The sequence below is a fragment of the Streptomyces sp. NPDC003697 genome (genome assembly GCF_053587115.1).
Window position 1 is genome coordinate 1 of record NZ_JBSFNN010000056.1, and the last position, 16,602, is coordinate 16,602.

At 73.9% G+C, this 16,602-nt stretch carries 9 protein-coding genes; 1 reads left to right on the forward strand and 8 read right to left on the reverse strand.

The features are described 5' to 3' along the window. Nucleotides 1-101: 101 nt before the first annotated feature. From ACWDNY_RS21295 to glgX, 8 genes are all read right to left on the reverse strand, one after another. On the reverse strand, nucleotides 102-1,763 hold the full coding sequence (locus tag ACWDNY_RS21295; protein WP_451647353.1) for a M4 family metallopeptidase: 1,662 nt from the start codon (nucleotides 1,761-1,763) through the stop codon (nucleotides 102-104). 236 nt (nucleotides 1,764-1,999) lie between these two features. Beyond that, nucleotides 2,000-4,045 carry a M4 family metallopeptidase gene (locus tag ACWDNY_RS21300; RefSeq protein ID WP_451647354.1) on the reverse strand — a complete coding sequence of 682 codons (2,046 nt, stop codon included), beginning with the start codon at nucleotides 4,043-4,045 and terminating at the stop codon, nucleotides 2,000-2,002. Nucleotides 4,046-4,739: 694 nt separating this feature from the next. Next, nucleotides 4,740-5,090: a DsrE family protein gene (locus ACWDNY_RS21305; RefSeq protein WP_451647355.1), complete on the reverse strand. Its 351-nt coding sequence runs from the start codon at nucleotides 5,088-5,090 to the stop codon at nucleotides 4,740-4,742. Nucleotides 5,091-5,199: 109 nt separating this feature from the next. After that, entirely contained in the window at nucleotides 5,200-7,200 is a 2,001-nt protein-coding gene (locus ACWDNY_RS21310; protein ID WP_451647356.1) for an ABC transporter ATP-binding protein, read from the reverse strand. After that, nucleotides 7,197-8,981: an ABC transporter transmembrane domain-containing protein gene (locus ACWDNY_RS21315; protein WP_451647357.1), complete on the reverse strand. Its 1,785-nt coding sequence runs from the start codon at nucleotides 8,979-8,981 to the stop codon at nucleotides 7,197-7,199. The genes ACWDNY_RS21310 and ACWDNY_RS21315 overlap by 4 nt, the downstream gene beginning before the upstream one ends. Nucleotides 8,982-8,994: 13 nt before the next feature. Continuing rightward, a complete protein-coding gene (locus ACWDNY_RS21320) occupies nucleotides 8,995-10,854 on the reverse strand; it encodes an ABC transporter ATP-binding protein (RefSeq protein ID WP_451647358.1) in 1,860 nt (619 codons plus the stop codon). Then, nucleotides 10,851-12,809 carry an ABC transporter ATP-binding protein gene (locus tag ACWDNY_RS21325; RefSeq protein WP_451647359.1) on the reverse strand — a complete coding sequence of 653 codons (1,959 nt, stop codon included), beginning with the start codon at nucleotides 12,807-12,809 and terminating at the stop codon, nucleotides 10,851-10,853. Before ACWDNY_RS21325 ends, ACWDNY_RS21320 begins: the two co-directional genes overlap by 4 nt. Nucleotides 12,810-12,899: 90 nt before the next feature. Continuing rightward, the gene (glgX, locus tag ACWDNY_RS21330) at nucleotides 12,900-15,173 is read right to left on the reverse strand and encodes a glycogen debranching protein GlgX (RefSeq protein WP_451647360.1); all 2,274 of its coding nucleotides are present in this window, start codon (nucleotides 15,171-15,173) and stop codon (nucleotides 12,900-12,902) included. Nucleotides 15,174-15,368: 195 nt separating this feature from the next. Here glgX and ACWDNY_RS21335 point away from each other — a divergent pair, with 195 nt between their 5' ends. Continuing rightward, nucleotides 15,369-16,556: a L,D-transpeptidase gene (locus ACWDNY_RS21335; RefSeq protein ID WP_451647361.1), complete on the forward strand. Its 1,188-nt coding sequence runs from the start codon at nucleotides 15,369-15,371 to the stop codon at nucleotides 16,554-16,556. Nucleotides 16,557-16,602: the final 46 nt, after the last annotated feature.

Here is a 16,602-nt window from a genome sequence, read left to right on the forward strand (position 1 = left end):
CAGTACCAGGCCCTGGGCACCATCACGACGGTCGACGACCCCGAGCTGGGCGCGCCCCGGGAGGACGATCCTCCCGGGTGCCGACCCCTGGCTGTCCGACGTCAGTTGACGTTGACGGCGGCCCAGGCGGAGGCCACCGCGTTGTACTCGGTGCTGCCGGAGCCGTACAGGGCCGACGCCGCGTTCAGGGTCGCCGTGCGGGCGGCCTTGTAGTTCGTCGACGACGTCATGTAGGACGTCAGCGCCTTGTACCAGATCTGGAGCGCCTTGGCGCGGCCGATGCCGGTGACCGTGGAGCCGTTGTACGTCGGGGAGTTGTACGAGACCCCGTTGATCGTCTTCGCGCCGCTGCCCTCGGACAGGAGGTAGAAGAAGTGGTTGGCGACGCCGGACGAGTAGTGCACGTCCTTGCTGCCGACCGAGGAGGACCAGTAGTCGGCCGAGCCGCCGTCCTTGCTGGGCTTGTCCATGTAGCGCAGCGGGGTGCCGTTGCCGTTGATGTTGATCTTCTCGCCGATGAGGTAGTCACCGGCGTCCGAGGCGTTGCCCGCGGCGAATTCCACGCCCGTGCCGAAGATGTCGGAGGTCGCCTCGTTCAGGCCGCCGGACTCGCCGCTGTAGTTGAGGCCGGCGGTGTTGGAGGTGACGCCGTGGCTCATCTCGTGGCCGGCGACGTCCAGCGAGGTCAGCGGGTGGGTGTTGCCCGAGCCGTCGCCGTAGGTCATGCAGAAGCAGGAGTCGTCCCAGAACGCGTTCACGTACTGGTCGCCGTAGTGGACGCGGGAGTACGCGCCGACGCCGTTGTTCTTGATACCGCTGCGGCCGAACGTGTTCTTGTAGAAGTCCCAGGTGGCCTGCGCGCCGTAGGCGGCGTCGGCGGCGGCCGTCTGGTCGGCGATGGAGCTGGAGGCGGTGCCGGTGCCCCAGACGTCGTCGGCGTCGGTGAAGAGCGAACCGGTGCCAGAGGTGCGGCCGGCCAGGTTGTACGTCTTGTGGCCGCCGCGCGTGGTGTCGTAGAGCTGGTACGTCGAGCCCGACAGCGTGGTGTTGAGGGTGACCGTGCCCGCGTACAGCGTCTTGCCGGTGCCGGTCTCGATGCCCTGGTACTCGTAGAGCTTCTTGCCGGTGGCCGCGTCGGTGATCACGTGGAGCTCGTTCGGGGTGCCGTCGTCCTGCAGTCCGCCGACGACCGTCTCGTAGGCGAGGACCGGCGTGCCCTCGCCCGCCCAGATGACCTTGCGCGGGGCCTGGTCGGCGACCGTCTTGTCCGAGCCGGCGGCCTGCGCCGCGCTCAGCGCCTGCTTCTCCGCCTTGGCGGCGGCGATCTGCGGCTTGAGCGAGGCGACCTTGAGCGACGCCTGCGTCGCCTTCGTGACCCCCCGCGTCTTCCCCGACTTGTCGGTGTGGACGATGAGGTCGCCGCCGAGCACGGGCAGGCCCGCGTAGGTGCGCTCATAGCGCGTGTGGACGGTGCCGTCGGCGTCCTTGACGACGTCCTTGACGACCAGCTTCTCGTCGGCGCCGAGGCCTATCTGACGGCCCGTCTGCGCCACGTCCGCCTGGGCCTGCTGGATCAGCGAGGCGCGGGCGGAGGCGGTGAGCGCGGTGGGTGCGGCGGCGAGGGCCGTGCTCCCGGCGGGGGCGGCTGCCGCGGGCTGGGCCGAGGCGCTCGTGGTCAGAGCGGTGCCGAGGAGGGCTCCGGCCGCGACAGCGGTGGCGACGGCCAGAGTGGTGCGCTTGTGACGCGCGTAGAGGGGGGTCACACAAGCTCCTTGGGGGGAGTCCGGGGCGGCGTGGGGCACCGGCCGGAATTGGATGGGGGTTCTGCGCTCGTGCGGCGGTGCACGAAGATTGGCACCTCCGCCGCGTACATGTCATCGGGCGGAAGTGATGTTGGCCAAAACTTGACTGTCCGGTAAACGTTGCGGGCATGTGAACGGGCGCCGCCCCGGGCCTCTGACCTCCGGGACGGCGCCCTGACCGCTGGTGCCCGAGGGGCTTACGGGAAGGTCAGCTTCCAGCCGTCGATGTAGCCGGTGTCGTACGTGGCCACGTCCTGGACGCGCAGCTTCCACGTGCCGTTGGCCGTCTCGGCGGAGGCGTTGACCGTGTAGGTCGCGTGCACGTCGTCCGCCGAGTCGGAGCCGCTGGAGTTCTTCAGCCGGTAGGCGGTGCCGGACGGGCCGATCAGGTCGACCACGAGGTCACCGCGCCAGGTGTGCACGATGTCGACCGACACCTGCAGGTTGGAGGGGGCGTTGCCGCTCCGGCCGGAGACGGTGATCGACGAGGTGACCGCCGAGCCGTGGTCCGGGATCGAGACGTCGGTGGTGTTCTCGAACGACGTGCCGGTACCGCCGCCACCGCCCGAGCGCGAGCCGACCGCGACGCCCGCCCACGCGTCCTGCACCGCCTTGTACTCGGCGCTGGAGGTGCCGTACAGCTCACCCGCCGCCGCGAGCGTGCCGGTGCGGGCGCCCGCGTAGTTGGTCGTGGAGGTGAACTTCGTGGTCAGCGCCCGGTACCAGATCGCCAGCGCCTTGTCCCGGCCGATGCCGGTGACCGGAAGCCCGTCCGCCGTGGGCGAGTTGTAGCTGACGCCGTTGACGACCTTGGCGCCGCTGCCCTCGGACAGCAGGTAGAAGAAGTGGTTGGCCGGACCGGACGAGTAGTGCACGTCCACCGATCCGATGCCGGAGTACCAGTTGTCCTTGGACGCCCCGTCCTTGCTCGGCTTGTCCATGTAGCGCAGCGGGCTGCCGTCGCCGTTGATGTCGATCTCCTCGCCGATGAGGTAGTCACCGATGTCCGAGGAGTTGGCGGCGTAGAACTCCACGCCCGTGCCGAAGATGTCGGAGGTCGCCTCGTTCAGGCCGCCGGACTCGCCGCTGTAGTTGAGGTTCGCGGTGTTGGAGGTGACGCCGTGGCTCATCTCGTGGCCGGCGACGTCCAGCGAGGTCAGCGGGTGGGTGTTGCCGGAGCCGTCGCCGTAGGTCATGCAGAAGCAGCTGTCGTCCCAGAACGCGTTGACGTACGCGTTGCCGTAGTGGACGCGGGAGTACGCGGCCCTGCCGTCGTTTCGGATGCCGCTGCGGCCGAAGGTGTTCTTGTAGAAGTCCCAGGTGACCGCGGCGCCGTAGTGCGCGTCGGCGGCCGCCGTGGCCGCGTTCGACGCGGTGCCGTTGCCCCATGTGTCGCTGGTCTGCGAGAACAGGGTGCCGGTGCCGGAGGTGCCGCGGTTGAGGTTGTACGTCTTGTGGCCGCCGCGCGCGCCGTCGTTGAGTGTGTACGTCGAACCCGACAGCGTGGTCGTCAGCGGCACCGTGCCGCTGTACATCGTGTTGCCGGTGCCGGTCTCGACGCCCTGGTACTCGTAGAGCTTCGCGCCGGTGGCCGCGTCGGTGACGACGTGGAGCTCGTTCGGGGTGCCGTCGTCCTGCAGTCCGCCGACGACGGTCTCGTACGCCAGGACCGGTGTGCCGCTCGCCGCCCATATCACCTTGCGGGCGCTGTCCGCCGCGGTCCTGGTCCCGCCGAGAGCCTTGGCGCGCTGGACGGCCTGCTTCTCGGCGGCCGCCCGCGAGACGTCCGGGGTGAGGTCGGAGACCTTGAGCGCGGCGCGCGTGGCCCTGATGACGTTCGTGGTCCTCCCCGAGGCGGCCGTGTCCACGATGAGGTCGCCGCCGAGGACGGGCAGGCCCGCGTAGGTGCGCTCGTAGCGGGTGTGGACGGTGCCGTCGGCGTCCTTGACGACGTCCTTGGCGACCAGCTTCTCCTGGCTGCCGAGCCCGAGGTCCGCAGCGGTCCGCGCGGTGGCGCCGTCGGCGTCCCGTATCAGTTCGGCACGCTGCGAGGGGGTGAGCCTCACCGCCGTGTGGGCCGAGCCGGTGCGGCCGGCGGACTCCTGGCCGGGGGCGGCGGTCGCGGTGCCGGACTGGACGGCCGCGGCGACCAGGGCGGCCACGCCGGCGAGCGCGACGCCGGCCGCGCGACGGCGCGAGGCGTGCGAGGTGCGTCTGCGGGAGGGGGAGGAACTGCTTCTCAACGCTGACTCCTTCTGCGCGGCCGCGCATCGCGCGGCCAGGGGAGATCCGGGCGGCGGGTCGGCCGTCCGGGCAGAACGGGGCGGAACGCGGAACCAGGTGCGGAAGTGCCGGGCCGGACCACAGGCGGAACCGTGGGGGTCCTGTGACGTTGCTGTGAGGGCGGCCGTGGGAAGGGTGACAGGAGATCGCGGTTTCTGTCAGGAGCGCGTCAGGAATTTGGCCGGAAATCGTTCGGTGTCCGGATGTTCCTGTTCGGTATACGGACAAGATGCCGCGTGGATGTTCAGGAGACCGGCGTTGGGTGCCGCCGCTGTGGCCGGATCACATCGGTCCGCCGCCCTGCGTGCCGCGCTCCGGGGGCGGCGTCCGGGCCGGCCCCGGGTGGGTGCGCGGACTGTCGGAGCCGGCTGTGCCGGACCGCCGGATCGGTACCGCCGGCGGGGGCCGCCACGCCTCATCCGGTGCGCTGTCCGGCGCCGGTCTCACCCCGGGGCGCCGCCCTCGCTCAGGGTTTGTGCGACGTGGCTGACAGCGACTCAGGTCGTCGTACGACGGGTGTGGAGCCACCTGGAACGCAGGCGCACGCATCCGCGGGTCGCCGCCCCGGCCGGGACGCCACCGCCCCCGCGGACCGGGGCGCGGGCGCCCGACGAGGCGTGCCGGCCCGAGCCCAGACCTGCGTGCGGGCCGTGCTCACCACACCGGTACGAGCGACCATCCCTCGTGCTGGCGCAGGGCCACGTGCCACACGGCCGCCGGCACCACCTCGACGCCGGGCAGGACATGACCGGCTCCCAGGCCGCGGCCGGCCAGGCTGTCGGCACAGGCGAACAGACGCGCTCCGGCCTGGCGCAGCCGGGCCATCTGCTCCGCGGTCTCGTCGCCGAGGACCAGGTCGAGGCCCGCCCCGTAGAGGACGACCTCCACCTCGACCGGCCGGTCGGCCGACGTCAGCAGGTTCGTCACCGCCCGTACCACGTGTTCGGGCCGGGGCGCGGCCACGACGGCGCGTACGGGACCGGTGGAGGCAGTTGCCGCGTTCATGGGCCCACCCTGGCACATGGCGGCCGGGGACGGGCGACGCCGCAACGACGTCCCGCAGGGAAAGTCGGATTGTCCTCCCCCGGCGAGCTCAGCTCGCGGGCGGACCGCGTCACGTCCGGTCCCCGTGAGGGGCGACCCCGTCCTCCCCGTGAGCGTTCCCGGGGGTGGCGATCCCGCCGTCTCCGTGGGCGGCGGCCTCGGCGTCCCCCTGAGCGTTCTCGCGGGCCGCAACCCCGCCCTCCGCGTGGGCGGCTTCGAGGGCGGCGTTTCTGTCGTCCCCTTGGCCGGTTCGCGTCGTCGCGTCGCGGTGCGCGGCCCCGTCCCCGTGCCACGTCCCCCACAGGTCCGCGTAGGCCCCGTCCGCCGCCACCAGTTCGTCGTGCGTGCCCAGTTCGGTCAGCCGTCCGTCCTCCATGACGGCGACCCGGTCCGCGTCGTGGGCGGTGTGCAGGCGGTGCGCGATGGCGATGACGGTGCGGCCGCGCAGCACGGCGGCCAGGGCACGCTCGGTGTGCCGCGCGGTCGCGGGGTCGAGCAGGGCCGTGGCCTCGTCCAGGATCAGCGTGTGCGGGTCGGCCAGCACCACGCGGGCGAGGGCGAGTTGCTGGGCCTGCGAGCCGTCGGTGCGGCGGCCGTCCGGCCCGAGCACGGTGTCCAGGCCGTCCGGCAGCCGCCGGACCCACTCGTCCGCGCCGACCGCGGCCAGCGCCGACCACAGCCGCGCGTCGGTGGCACCCGGTTCGGCGATCAGCAGGTTGTCGCGGACCGTGCCGAGGAACACGTGGTGCTCCTGGGTGACCAGGACGACCTGCCGGCGCAGCCGCTCGGGTGCGAGGGCGGCGACCGGCACCCCGCCGACCGTCACCGAGCCCGCAGTCGGCGCGTCGATGCCGGCCAGCAGCCTGCCGAGCGTGGTCTTGCCTGCACCGGAGGGGCCGACCAGGGCCAGCCGTTCACCGGGCCGCACCGCCAGGTCGATCCCGCGCAGCACCTCGCCACCGTGCTCGTAGGCGTACCGGGCGCCCGTCACGTCGATACGGTCGTCAGCCGGCTCCGGCGGGGTGGCGGCGGGGCCGCCCGCCCGGACGGACGGGGCCCGGTCACCGGGGGCCCGCGGGGCGGCGGCCAGTCCCTCCACCCGCGCGAACGAGGCGCCGCTGTTCTGCAGTTGCTCGACCCGCATCAGCACCTGGTCCAGCGGTTCGGCCAGTTGCCGCAGGTACAGCGTGGCCGCCACCACCTCGCCGAGGCCGGCCGCGCCGTGCGCGTGCAGCACTCCGCCGATCAGCAGCACGCCCCCCACGGGCAGCACGTACGACACCTCCACCACCGGGAAGAACACCGAGCGCAGGTACAGGGTGTACATGCGGGTGCGGCGGGACGTCTCCAGCGCGTCGCGGGCGGCCGCAGTCCGCCGTCGCCCGAGCCGGAAAGCCTCGACCGTGCGCGCCCCGGCCGCCGTCGCCGCGAGGACCTCGGCGACGTCGGAGGTGGCCGCGCCCTCCGCGAGGTAGCCGTCCCGCGCCCGGCGCAGGTACCAGCGCAGGCTCCACCAGATCGGCGCCAGCCCGAGCACGGCGACCGCGCCCAGCAGCGGGTCGAGCACGACGACCGCGCCGAGCACGAACAGCGCCTGCGCGCCCTTGATGAGCAGTTCGGGCCCGGCGTCGCGCAGGGTGGTGCCGACGGTGGCCACGTCGGCGGTGCCGCGCGCCGTCAGATCACCGGTGCCGGCCCGCTCCACCACCGACGCGGGCAGGGCCAGCGTCCGGTCGACGAACTCCTCGCGCACCCGTGCCAGCGTCCGCTCCCCGAACCGGTGGCCCAGGTACCGCGCCCAGCGCGCCAGCAGCAGCTCCGCCGCCGCGCACGCGAGGATGGCGAGCGCCGGCCCGTCCACGGCCTCCGTCCCGCGGCCGGCCCGGACCCCGTCGATGATCCTCCCCAGCAGCCACGGCCCGGCGAGTCCGGCCGCGGCGGTCAGCGCGTTCAGGACGACCGCGGCGGCGAAGGCCCGCCCGTCGGCCCGCACCAGCCGTACGGCTGCCCGCCGCACCTCGCCGCGGGAGGCGACGGGCAGCCGCCCCGAGCCGTCCGTCGCAGGGGTCACCGGACCACCCCCTCGGCGTCGCCGGCCCGGCCGCTCTCCCCGGTGCCGCCCGCTTCCGCCTCTTCTCCCTCTTCTCCCGTCTTCGGCGTCTCCGCGTCCCGGGCCACCAGTGCCCGGTAACCCGCCTCCGCGGTGAGGAGCTCGCGGTGCCGGCCGGTGGCGGCGACCTTGCCGTCGACCAGGTAGTGCACGGTGTCGGCGTGGTCGAGCACGAGCGGGGACGTGGTGGTCACCACGGTCGTACGGCCCGCCCGCGCCCGCCGCAGCCGCTCCGCGACGACCGCCTCGGTGTGCGCGTCGAGCGCCGAGGTCGGCTCCACGGCGAGCAGCACCTCGGGGTCGGCCAGCAGCGCCCGCGCCAGCCGCACCCGCTGCCGCTGACCGCCGGACAGGCTGCGGCCCTGGGCCGCCACCGGCGAGTCGAGACCGCCGGGCAGGTGCCGCACGATGTCGTCCGCCGCGGCCGCGTGCACCGCACGTGTGAGGTCCGGCTCCCCGTGCTCCTCGCACCCGCCGACCAGCTCCCGCAGCGGCCCGGCGAACAGGTCGGCCTCGTGGTCGGCGACCAGGATCCGTGACCGGACCTGGGCGAGCGGGATCTCGGCCAGCGGGACACCGCCCCAGGTCGCCGCCGAGGGCGCGTACCGGCCCAGGCGGTCGACGACGGCGACCGCGTCGGCGGGCCGGGCGCAGACCAGCGCCGTCAGCCGGCCCGGCGGCACCCGGACCCCGGAGTCCGCGTCGTGCAGCACCGACGGCTCCGCGGGGGCCCCGCGCGTGCCGGTGTCCGCGGCCGGTTCCAGCCGCAGCAGCCGCACGACCCGGCGGGCCGCCACCAGGGCGCGGCTCATCTGGTGCCCCATCTCGATCAGGAACGCCACCGGCCCCACCAGCACCGCGACGTACCCGTACACCGACACCAACTGCCCCACGGTGATCTCCCCGCGGGCGGCGAGCCGGGCCGCCGGCCAGGTCACCGCGGCGAGGAACAGGGTGGGCAGCCCCACCCCGAGCGACTGGATCCAGCTGGTCACCGCGCCCACCCGGTAGCCCTGCGCCAGCAACCGGCCCGAGTCCCGGCGGAACGCGCCGGCGAGGAGGGCCTTGCCGCCGAGGCCGCCGAGGACCCGCAGACCGCCCGCGAGATCGCCGATCCGGGCCGTCAGCGCGGCCTGCCGCTCGCGGTACTCGCCCTCCGCGCCCTGCAGGCGCCCGAGCAGCGGGCCCACCACCACGGCGGTCAGCGGAACGCCGAGCAGCACCACCGCGGCCAGCAGCGGCGAGACCGGCAGCAGCAGCGCGGCGACGACCGCGTACACGACCACCGACCCGACGCCTGGCCCGACCATCGTCAGCGACTGGCTGATCGTCTGCACGTCGCCGACGCCGATGGTGACGACCTCCCCGGCGCCCACCCGTCCGGGCAGCGCCGCCCCGAGCCGGACGGCCTGCTGGACGACGACCTTGACCGTGCGGAAGTTGGCGTCCATGCGCACCCGCGTCATCGTGCGGTGCCGCATCGCGCCCACCCAGGCGTTGACCGTCCCGGCCGCGACCAGCGCACCCGTCCAGCCCGCCAGCGCGGTCGTGTCGCCCCGCTGGAGCCCGTCGTCGACCGCCCGGGACAGCAGGTAGGGCGCCACCGCCAGCAGCACCATCCAGACGCCGGCCAGCACCGCCCCCGCAAGGCACCGGCCCGGCTGCCGGGCGACCAGCCACCACAGGTACCGGGCGCCGCCCCGGCAGTCCGGGGTCCCGGGGTCCTCGTACGCGTCGATCATCGCGGCCCCCGGCTCAGGCGAGGCTGTCGCGCCAGGCCCGGTGCAGGGCGGCGAAGCGGCCCGTGCCGGCGACCAGGTCGGCCGGACGGCCGTCCTCCACGATCCGGCCCCGCTCCATCACCAGCACCCGGTCGGCGATCTCCACCGTGGAGAGCCGGTGCGCGATCACCACGGCCGTACGGTCCGTCAGCACCGTGGCCATCGCCCGCTGCACCGCCTTCTCGCCCGGCACGTCGAGCGAGCTGGTCGCCTCGTCCAGGATCAGCACCGCCGGGTCGGCGAGCAGCGCCCGGGCGAACGCCACCAGCTGGCGCTGGCCGGCGGAGACGCGGCCGCCGCGCTTGCGGACGTCCGTGTCGTAGCCGTCGGGCAGGGCGGCGACGAAGTCGTGGGCGCCGATCGCCTTCGCCGCCTGCTCGATCTCCTCGCGGGTCGCGTCGGGGCGGCCGACGGCGATGTTGTCGGCGACCGTGCCGGAGAACAGGAACGCCTCCTGCGTCACCATCACGACCCCGCGCCGCAGTTCGGACACGGAAAGGTCGCGCAGGTCGACCCCGTCGAGCAGGACCCGGCCGGCGGTGGGGTCGTAGAAGCGGGCCAGCAGCTTGGCCAGCGTCGACTTGCCCGCGCCGGTGGAGCCGACCACCGCGACCGTCTGCCCGGCCGGGATCGTCAGGTCGAAGCGGGGCAGCACCTCCCCGCCGGTGCGGTAGCCGAACCCGACCCCGTCGAAGACGACCTCGCGGCCGGGCAGCCCCGAGCGGCGGGCCGGCAGCCGTTTCGGCGCGGAGGGCTCGGGCACGGACGGCGTCTGCGCGAGCAGCCCCGCGATCTTCTCCAGCGAGGCGGCCGCCGACTGGTAGGAGTTGAGGAACATGCCGAGCCGGTCGATCGGGTCGTACAGACGGCGCAGGTACAGCACCGCTGCCGCCAGCACACCCAGCTCCAGCGACCCGCCCGCCACCCGCCGGGCGCCCCACAGCACGATCAGCGCGACCGCCGTGTTGGCCACCAGCCGGGACCCGACGACGTAGCGGGCCATCTCCAGGAGCGAGTCCCCGTTGGTCCGTTCGTGCCGCCGGTTCAGGACCCGGAACGCGGCGTCGTTGGCGGCCTCGCGGCGGAACGCGCGCACCGGCCGGATGCCGTTCATCGTCTCCACGAACCTCACGATCACCGCGGCGATCGCGGTGGACCGCGCCCGGAACACCCGTCCCGCGCGCCGCCGGTAGAGGCGGATCAGCAGGTACAGCGGCCCGAAGGAGGCCACCGCGACCGTGCCGAGCCCGAGGTCCAGCCACAGCAGCATCGCCGAGATGTAGACGAACGACAGCACGACGCTGACGAGTTCCTGCAAGCCCTCGTTCAGCAGTTCGCGCAGCGACTCGACGTCCGTCGTGGACCGGGAGATGAGCCGGCCCGACGTGTACCGCTCGTGGAAGTCGACGCTGAGTGCCTGCGCGTGGCGGAAGATCCGGCCGCGCAGGTCCAGCAGCACGTCCTGGCTGACGCGGGCCGAGGTGACGACGAAGGCGTACTGCAGCGCGCCGGACGCCGCCGCGCACAGCAGGTAGGCGGCCGCGACCGCGACCAGCGGGCCGCGGTCGCCGGCGCGCAGCGCCGGTACGGCCCGGTCGATCGCGTAGGCGACCAGCAGCGGGCCCGCCTGGACCGCCGCCTGCTGGAGCAGCAGCAGGAGCGTGGTGCCGGTGACCCGGGCCCTCATCGGCGCGAGCAGGGAGCGCAGCAGGGCGGTGGTGGCGCCCGGCGGCGTGGGCAGGACGTCGCGGTCGAAGGGGTCGCCGGTGTCCTGCCCGCCCGGCGGGTCCGGTTCGTCGTCGGCGACGGCGACGGACGTCGTGGGGGCCGTCATCGGGCCTCCTCCTGCGTTCCGGACATCAGGTGCGCGTACTCGGGGTTGCCGCGCAGCAGTTCCTGGTGGGTGCCGACGGCGGTGATCCGGCCGCCGGAGAGCAGGGCCACCCGGTCGGCCAGCAGGACCGTCGAGGGGCGGTGCGCCACGATCAGCGCGGTCGTGCCGGCGAGGACGTGCCGCAGCGCGGCCTCCACGGCGGCCTCGGTGTGCACGTCCAGGGCGGACAGGGGGTCGTCCAGCACCAGGAAGCGGGGGCTGCCGACGACGGCGCGGGCGAGGGCGACCCGCTGCCGCTGGCCGCCGGAGAGACTGAGGCCCTGCTCGCCCACGCGGGTGTCGGCGCCCTGCGGGAGGGCGTGCACGAAGTCGGCCTGCGCGACGGCCAGCGCGCGGTCCAGTTCGGCGGTGCCCGCCCCGTCGCCGGCGCCCATCAGGACGTTCTCGCCGACGCTCGCGGAGAACAGGGTGGGTTCCTCGAAGGCCACGGCGACCCTGGCGCGCAGCTCCTCGCGGGGCATGGCGGCGATGTCCTCGCCGTCCAGGGTGATCCGGCCCGAGGTGACCTCGTACAGGCGGGGGACGAGCGCGGTGAGCGTGGTCTTGCCGCTCCCGGTCGCGCCGACGAGGGCCATGGACTCGCCGGAGCGGATGTGGAGGTCGACGCCGTCGAGGATCGGCGGGGAGCCGGGCGGGGCGTCGGGGTGGCGGAAGCGGACCCGCTCGAACCGCAGGCCGTCCCCCCGCCCGGTGCCCGCGCCGAGCCCGGGGACGCCGCGCGGTCCGGCGCCGCGGGGCGGCCGGTCCGGGCTCCCGGCTTCGCCCGGACGGGGGACGTCCGCATCGCCGGTGTCCGCCTCGCCCGTCCGTGCCGTCCCGGCGGCACCTGCCGGGTGTGCGGCGCCGAGGGAGGCACGGCGGCCCGCGGCCAGGGCGGGGGAGCCGCCGGGCTCCTCCGGCTCGGCGTCCAGTACCTCGAAGTACCGCTCCGTCGCCGTCGCCGCCTCCTGGCTCATCGCCAGCAGGAACCCGATGGACTCCACCGGCCACCGCAGCGCCAGCGCCGTCGACAGGAACGCCACCAGGGTGCCCGCCGACAGCTCCCCGTCGGCGACCCGCACGGCCCCCGCCACCAGCGCCGCCCCGACGGACAGCTCCGGCAGGGTCATGATGACCGCCCAGATGGAGGCCAGCAGGCGGGACTTGCGCAGCTCCGTGTCCCGCAGCGTGCGCGACAGCTCACCGAACGCCCGCGCCTGGCTCCGGTGCCGTCCGAAGCCCTTGACGACGCGGATGCCGAGCACGCTCTCCTCCACCACGGTCGTCAGGTCGCCGACCTGGTCCTGCGCGCGCCGCGCCGCACCCGCGTACCGCTTCTCGAACACCACGCACGTGACCAGCACGGGCAGGGCGGGCCCGAGGACGACCAGGCCCAGCGTCCGGTCCTGCAGCAGCATGACGGCCACGCCCACGGCGATCGTCACCGAGTTGACCACCAGGAACGTCAGCGGGAAGGCGAGGAACATCCGCAGCAGCATCAGGTCCGTCGTGCCCCGGGAGAGCAACTGCCCGGACGCCCACCGGTCGTGGAACGCCACCGGCAGCCGCTGCAGGTGCCCGTACAGGTCCGCCCGCATCCGCGCCTCGACGTGCGACAGCGGCCGGGCCACCAGCCACCGCCGCAGCCCGAACAGCAGCGCCTCGGCCAGCCCGAGCAGCAGCAGGTACAGCGCGCCGAGCCACACGCCGCCGGGGTCCCGGCCGGCCACCGGCCCGTCGACCATCCACTTCAGGACCAGCGGTATCACCAGCCCCAGGCAGGAGGCGACGACCGCGACGAACGCGGCGGTGAACAGCCGCAGGCGCACGGGCCGCACGTACGGCCACAGCCGCAGCAGGGTGCGGACGGCGCTGTGGCCGGTTCGGTCCTCGGTGGGTGTCTGTGCAGTGGCCATCAGTAGCGAGCGTACGGACTGGCCGGGGCGCCGCCCACCGAGTTTTCGCCGGACCCCTCTCCGCCGTCGGTCCTACGACCTGCGCGGACGTCAGGCGGCCACCCGCAGCAGCAGGACCGAGCGGGCGGGCACGGTGATCGCCGCCCCCGCCCGGTGCCCGGTGCCCGGCGGCCCCGACTGGTCCTCCCGCGAGGTGTCGACCACGACGTCGTAGCGCGTCGCCCACGGCGGCCCGGGCAGCTCGAAGTCCACGGGCCGGTCCCCGGCGTGCAGGACGGCCAGGAAGCTGTCGTCGACGACGGCCGCGCCACGCTCGTCGCGGCCGGGTATGTCCCGGCCGGACAGGTACATCCCCAGCGTGGCCGCGGGCGCGTACCAGTCGCCCTCCGTCATCTCCGTGCCCCGCGGGGTGAACCAGGCCAGGTCCCGCAGCCCGTCCGCCGAGTGCGGCCGGCCGGAGAAGAACGCCCGGCGGCGCAGCACCGGGTGACGGTGGCGCAGCCCGATCAGGCGGGAGGTGAGCTGGAACAGGGCCTGCCAGCCCGGCTCCTCCAGCAGCCGCCAGTCGACCCAGCCGATCTCGTTGTCCTGGCAGTAGGCGTTGTTGTTGCCGCGCTGGGTGCGGCCCATCTCGTCGCCGGCGACCAGCATCGGCACGCCCGTGGACAGCAGCAGCGTGGTCAGCAGGTTGCGCAGCTGCCGGCGCCGCAGCGCCCGCACGTCCTCGTCGTCGGTCTCGCCCTCCGCGCCGCAGTTGGAGGAGCGGTTGTCGTTCGTGCCGTCCCGGTTGGCCTCGCCGTTGGCCTGGTTGTGCTTGCGCTCGTACGACACCAGGTCCCGCAGGGTGAAGCCGTCGTGCGCGGTGACGAAGTTGACCGACGCGTAGGGGCGCCTCCCGCCCCACGCGTACAGGTCGCTGGAGCCCGACAGGCGGTAGCCCATCTCCCGCACGTCGGGCAGCGCGTGGCGCCAGAAGTCCCGGACGGTGTCGCGGTAGCGGTCGTTCCACTCCGTCCACAGCGGCGGGAAGGCCCCCACCTGGTAGCCGCCCGAGCCGACGTCCCACGGCTCGGCGATCAGCTTCACCCGGCGCAGCACCGGGTCCTGCGCGATCACCGCGAGGAACGGCGACAGCATGTCGACGTCGTGCATGGAGCGGGCCAGCGCGGCCGCCAGGTCGAAGCGGAAGCCGTCCACCCCCATCTCCGTCACCCAGTACCGCAGCGAGTCGGTGATCAGGCGCAGCACATGCGGCTGCACCACGTGCAGGGTGTTGCCGCAGCCGGTGTAGTCGGCGTACCGGCGGGCGTCCGGCGGCAGGCGGTAGTAGCCGCGGTTGTCGATGCCCCGCAGAGAGAGGGTGGGACCCAGCTCGTTCGCCTCGGCCGTGTGGTTGTAGACCACGTCGAGGACGACCTCGATCCCGGCCGCGTGCAGGGCCCGCACCATCCGCTTGAACTCGCCGACCTGCTGGCCGGTCGTGCCGGAGGCCGCGTAGGCGGCGTGCGGGGCGAAGTAGCCGATCGAGTTGTACCCCCAGTAGTTGGTCAGGCCCCGGCGCAGCAGGTGGTCCTCGTGCGCGAACTGGTGCACCGGCAGCAGCTCCACCGCCGTCACGCCCAGCTTCACCAGGTGCTCGATCGCCGCGGGGTGCGCGAGGCCCGCGTAGGTGCCCCGCAGCGGTGGCGGTATGTCGGGGTGCAGCCGGGTGAAACCGCGCACGTGCAGTTCGTAGATGACCGAGTCCGCCCACGGCGTCTTTGGGCGGCGGTCGTGCGCCCACTCGTCGTCGGCGCCGGCGTCGTCGTGCACCACCACGCCCTTGGGCACGTGGGGAGCGGAGTCGCGCTCGTCGCGCACGGTGTCGGCGACGGACTGGTCCGGCCAGTCCCGCACGTGCCCGTACACCTCGGGCGGCAACCGGAACTCGCCGTCCACCGCGCGGGCGTACGGGTCCAGCAGGAGCTTCGCCGGGTTCCAACGGGCGCCGGTCCACGGGTCCCAGCGGCCGTGCACCCGGTAGCCGTATCGCTGTCCCGGCATCACGCCGGGCACGAAGCCGTGCCAGATCTCGTGCGTCAGCTCGGTCAGGTGGACCCTTGTCTCCCTGCCGTGGGGTCCCGGCCCGTCGAAGAGGCACAGCTCGACCGCCTCCGCCCCGCCCGCCCACAGCGCGAAGTTGGTGCCCGCCACCCCGTCCGGCCCGGTCCGGAAGCGGGCGCCCAGCGGCATCGGCGCACCCGGCCACACGGGCGGACCCGGCGGCGGGGCGGTCCGGCGGATGCCGTACACGACGGCGGCCGGGCGCCTCTCCTCGGCGGCGCGCCCGCCCGCCACCGCCTCCTGCTCGGCTGCGCTGGACACCTGTGCGCCTCCCGCGGCTCCTGGAACGACAGGGAAAAGGGCGTGCGGCGTCCCGGCCGCGGCTCCCTCGGTGCGTCGTCCTCCCCTCTGTTCTGCCCAGAGCTTGGGTCGCACTCACGTTTCCCCGAAGCATGCCCGGTCGTTGGGCAGTCCGTGAGGCACGTACAAGGGCGCGCACGGCGCGCGAGGGCCACGATGGCCGCCGTACTGACATGGGCAGGACTGCTGGCCGCGGCCGCCGGCTGCACCTCCGGCGGCATGGGCGGGCTCGGCGGTGTGTTCGGCAAACAGCCGTCGGCCGAGGACGTGATCCGCGTCTCCCCGCAGGACGGCAGCAAGGACGTCCGCCCCGGGAGCAGGCTGCGGGTCCGGGCGGCCGACGGGCGGCTGGAGTCGGTGAAGGTCGTCAAGTCCCAGGACGCCCAGGACACCCCGGTGCCCGGGCACCTCTCCCGCGACCGCCGGCACTGGGAACCCGCGGAGGACCGGCTCGCCCTCGCGGCCAAGTACACGGTCGACGCGGTCGCCGTCGACGGCGACGGGCACCGCTCCGCGCGGCACACCACCTTCACCACCTTCGTCCCCGGGGAGCGCTTCATCGGCTACGTCACCCCGGACAACCGCTCCACCGTCGGCGCCGGGATGATCGTCTCCCTGGAGTTCAACCGGAAGATCGCCGACCGCGCGGCCGTCGAGCGTGCCGTGCACGTCACGGCCAGGCCCCCCGTCGAGATCCGCCCGCACTGGTTCGGCCGGGACCGCGTCGACTTCCGTCCCCGCCAGTACTGGAGGCCGGGCACCCGGGTCACCGTCGACCTGCGGCTGAGGGACGTCGAGGGGGCGCCCGGCGTCTACGGCCGGCAGTACAGGAGCTTCTCCTTCACCATCGGCCGCAGCCAGGTCTCCCGCGTCGACGCGGCCGCGCACACCATGGAGGTCCGGCGCAACGGCGCGCTGCTGGCCACCCTCCCCATCACGGCCGGCGCGCCCGGCGCCAGCACGTACAACGGCAAGATGGTGATGACGGAGATGCTCGAGGTCACCCGTATGAACGGCCGCACGGTCGGCTTCGGCGGCGAGTACGACATCCCCGACGTCCCGCACGCCATCAGGCTGACCGAGTCGGGGACCTTCGTGCACGGCAACTACTGGTCCGAGGAGGACGTCTTCGGCCGGGTCAACGTCAGCCACGGTTGCGTGGGCCTGCGGGACGTCAAGGGCGGCGGATCCGACACCCCGGCGGGCTGGTTCTTCGACCACAGCCTCATCGGCGACGTCGTCGAGGTGGTCGGCAGCGAGGACAAGAAGGTCGCCCCCGACAACGGCCTCGGCGGGTGGAACATGAGCTGGGCCGACTGGAAGGGCGGCGGCGCCGCCAAGTGACCCGGCCCCTCCGCGGCCGACCCCCGCCGCGCCGGCCCGAGTTGGG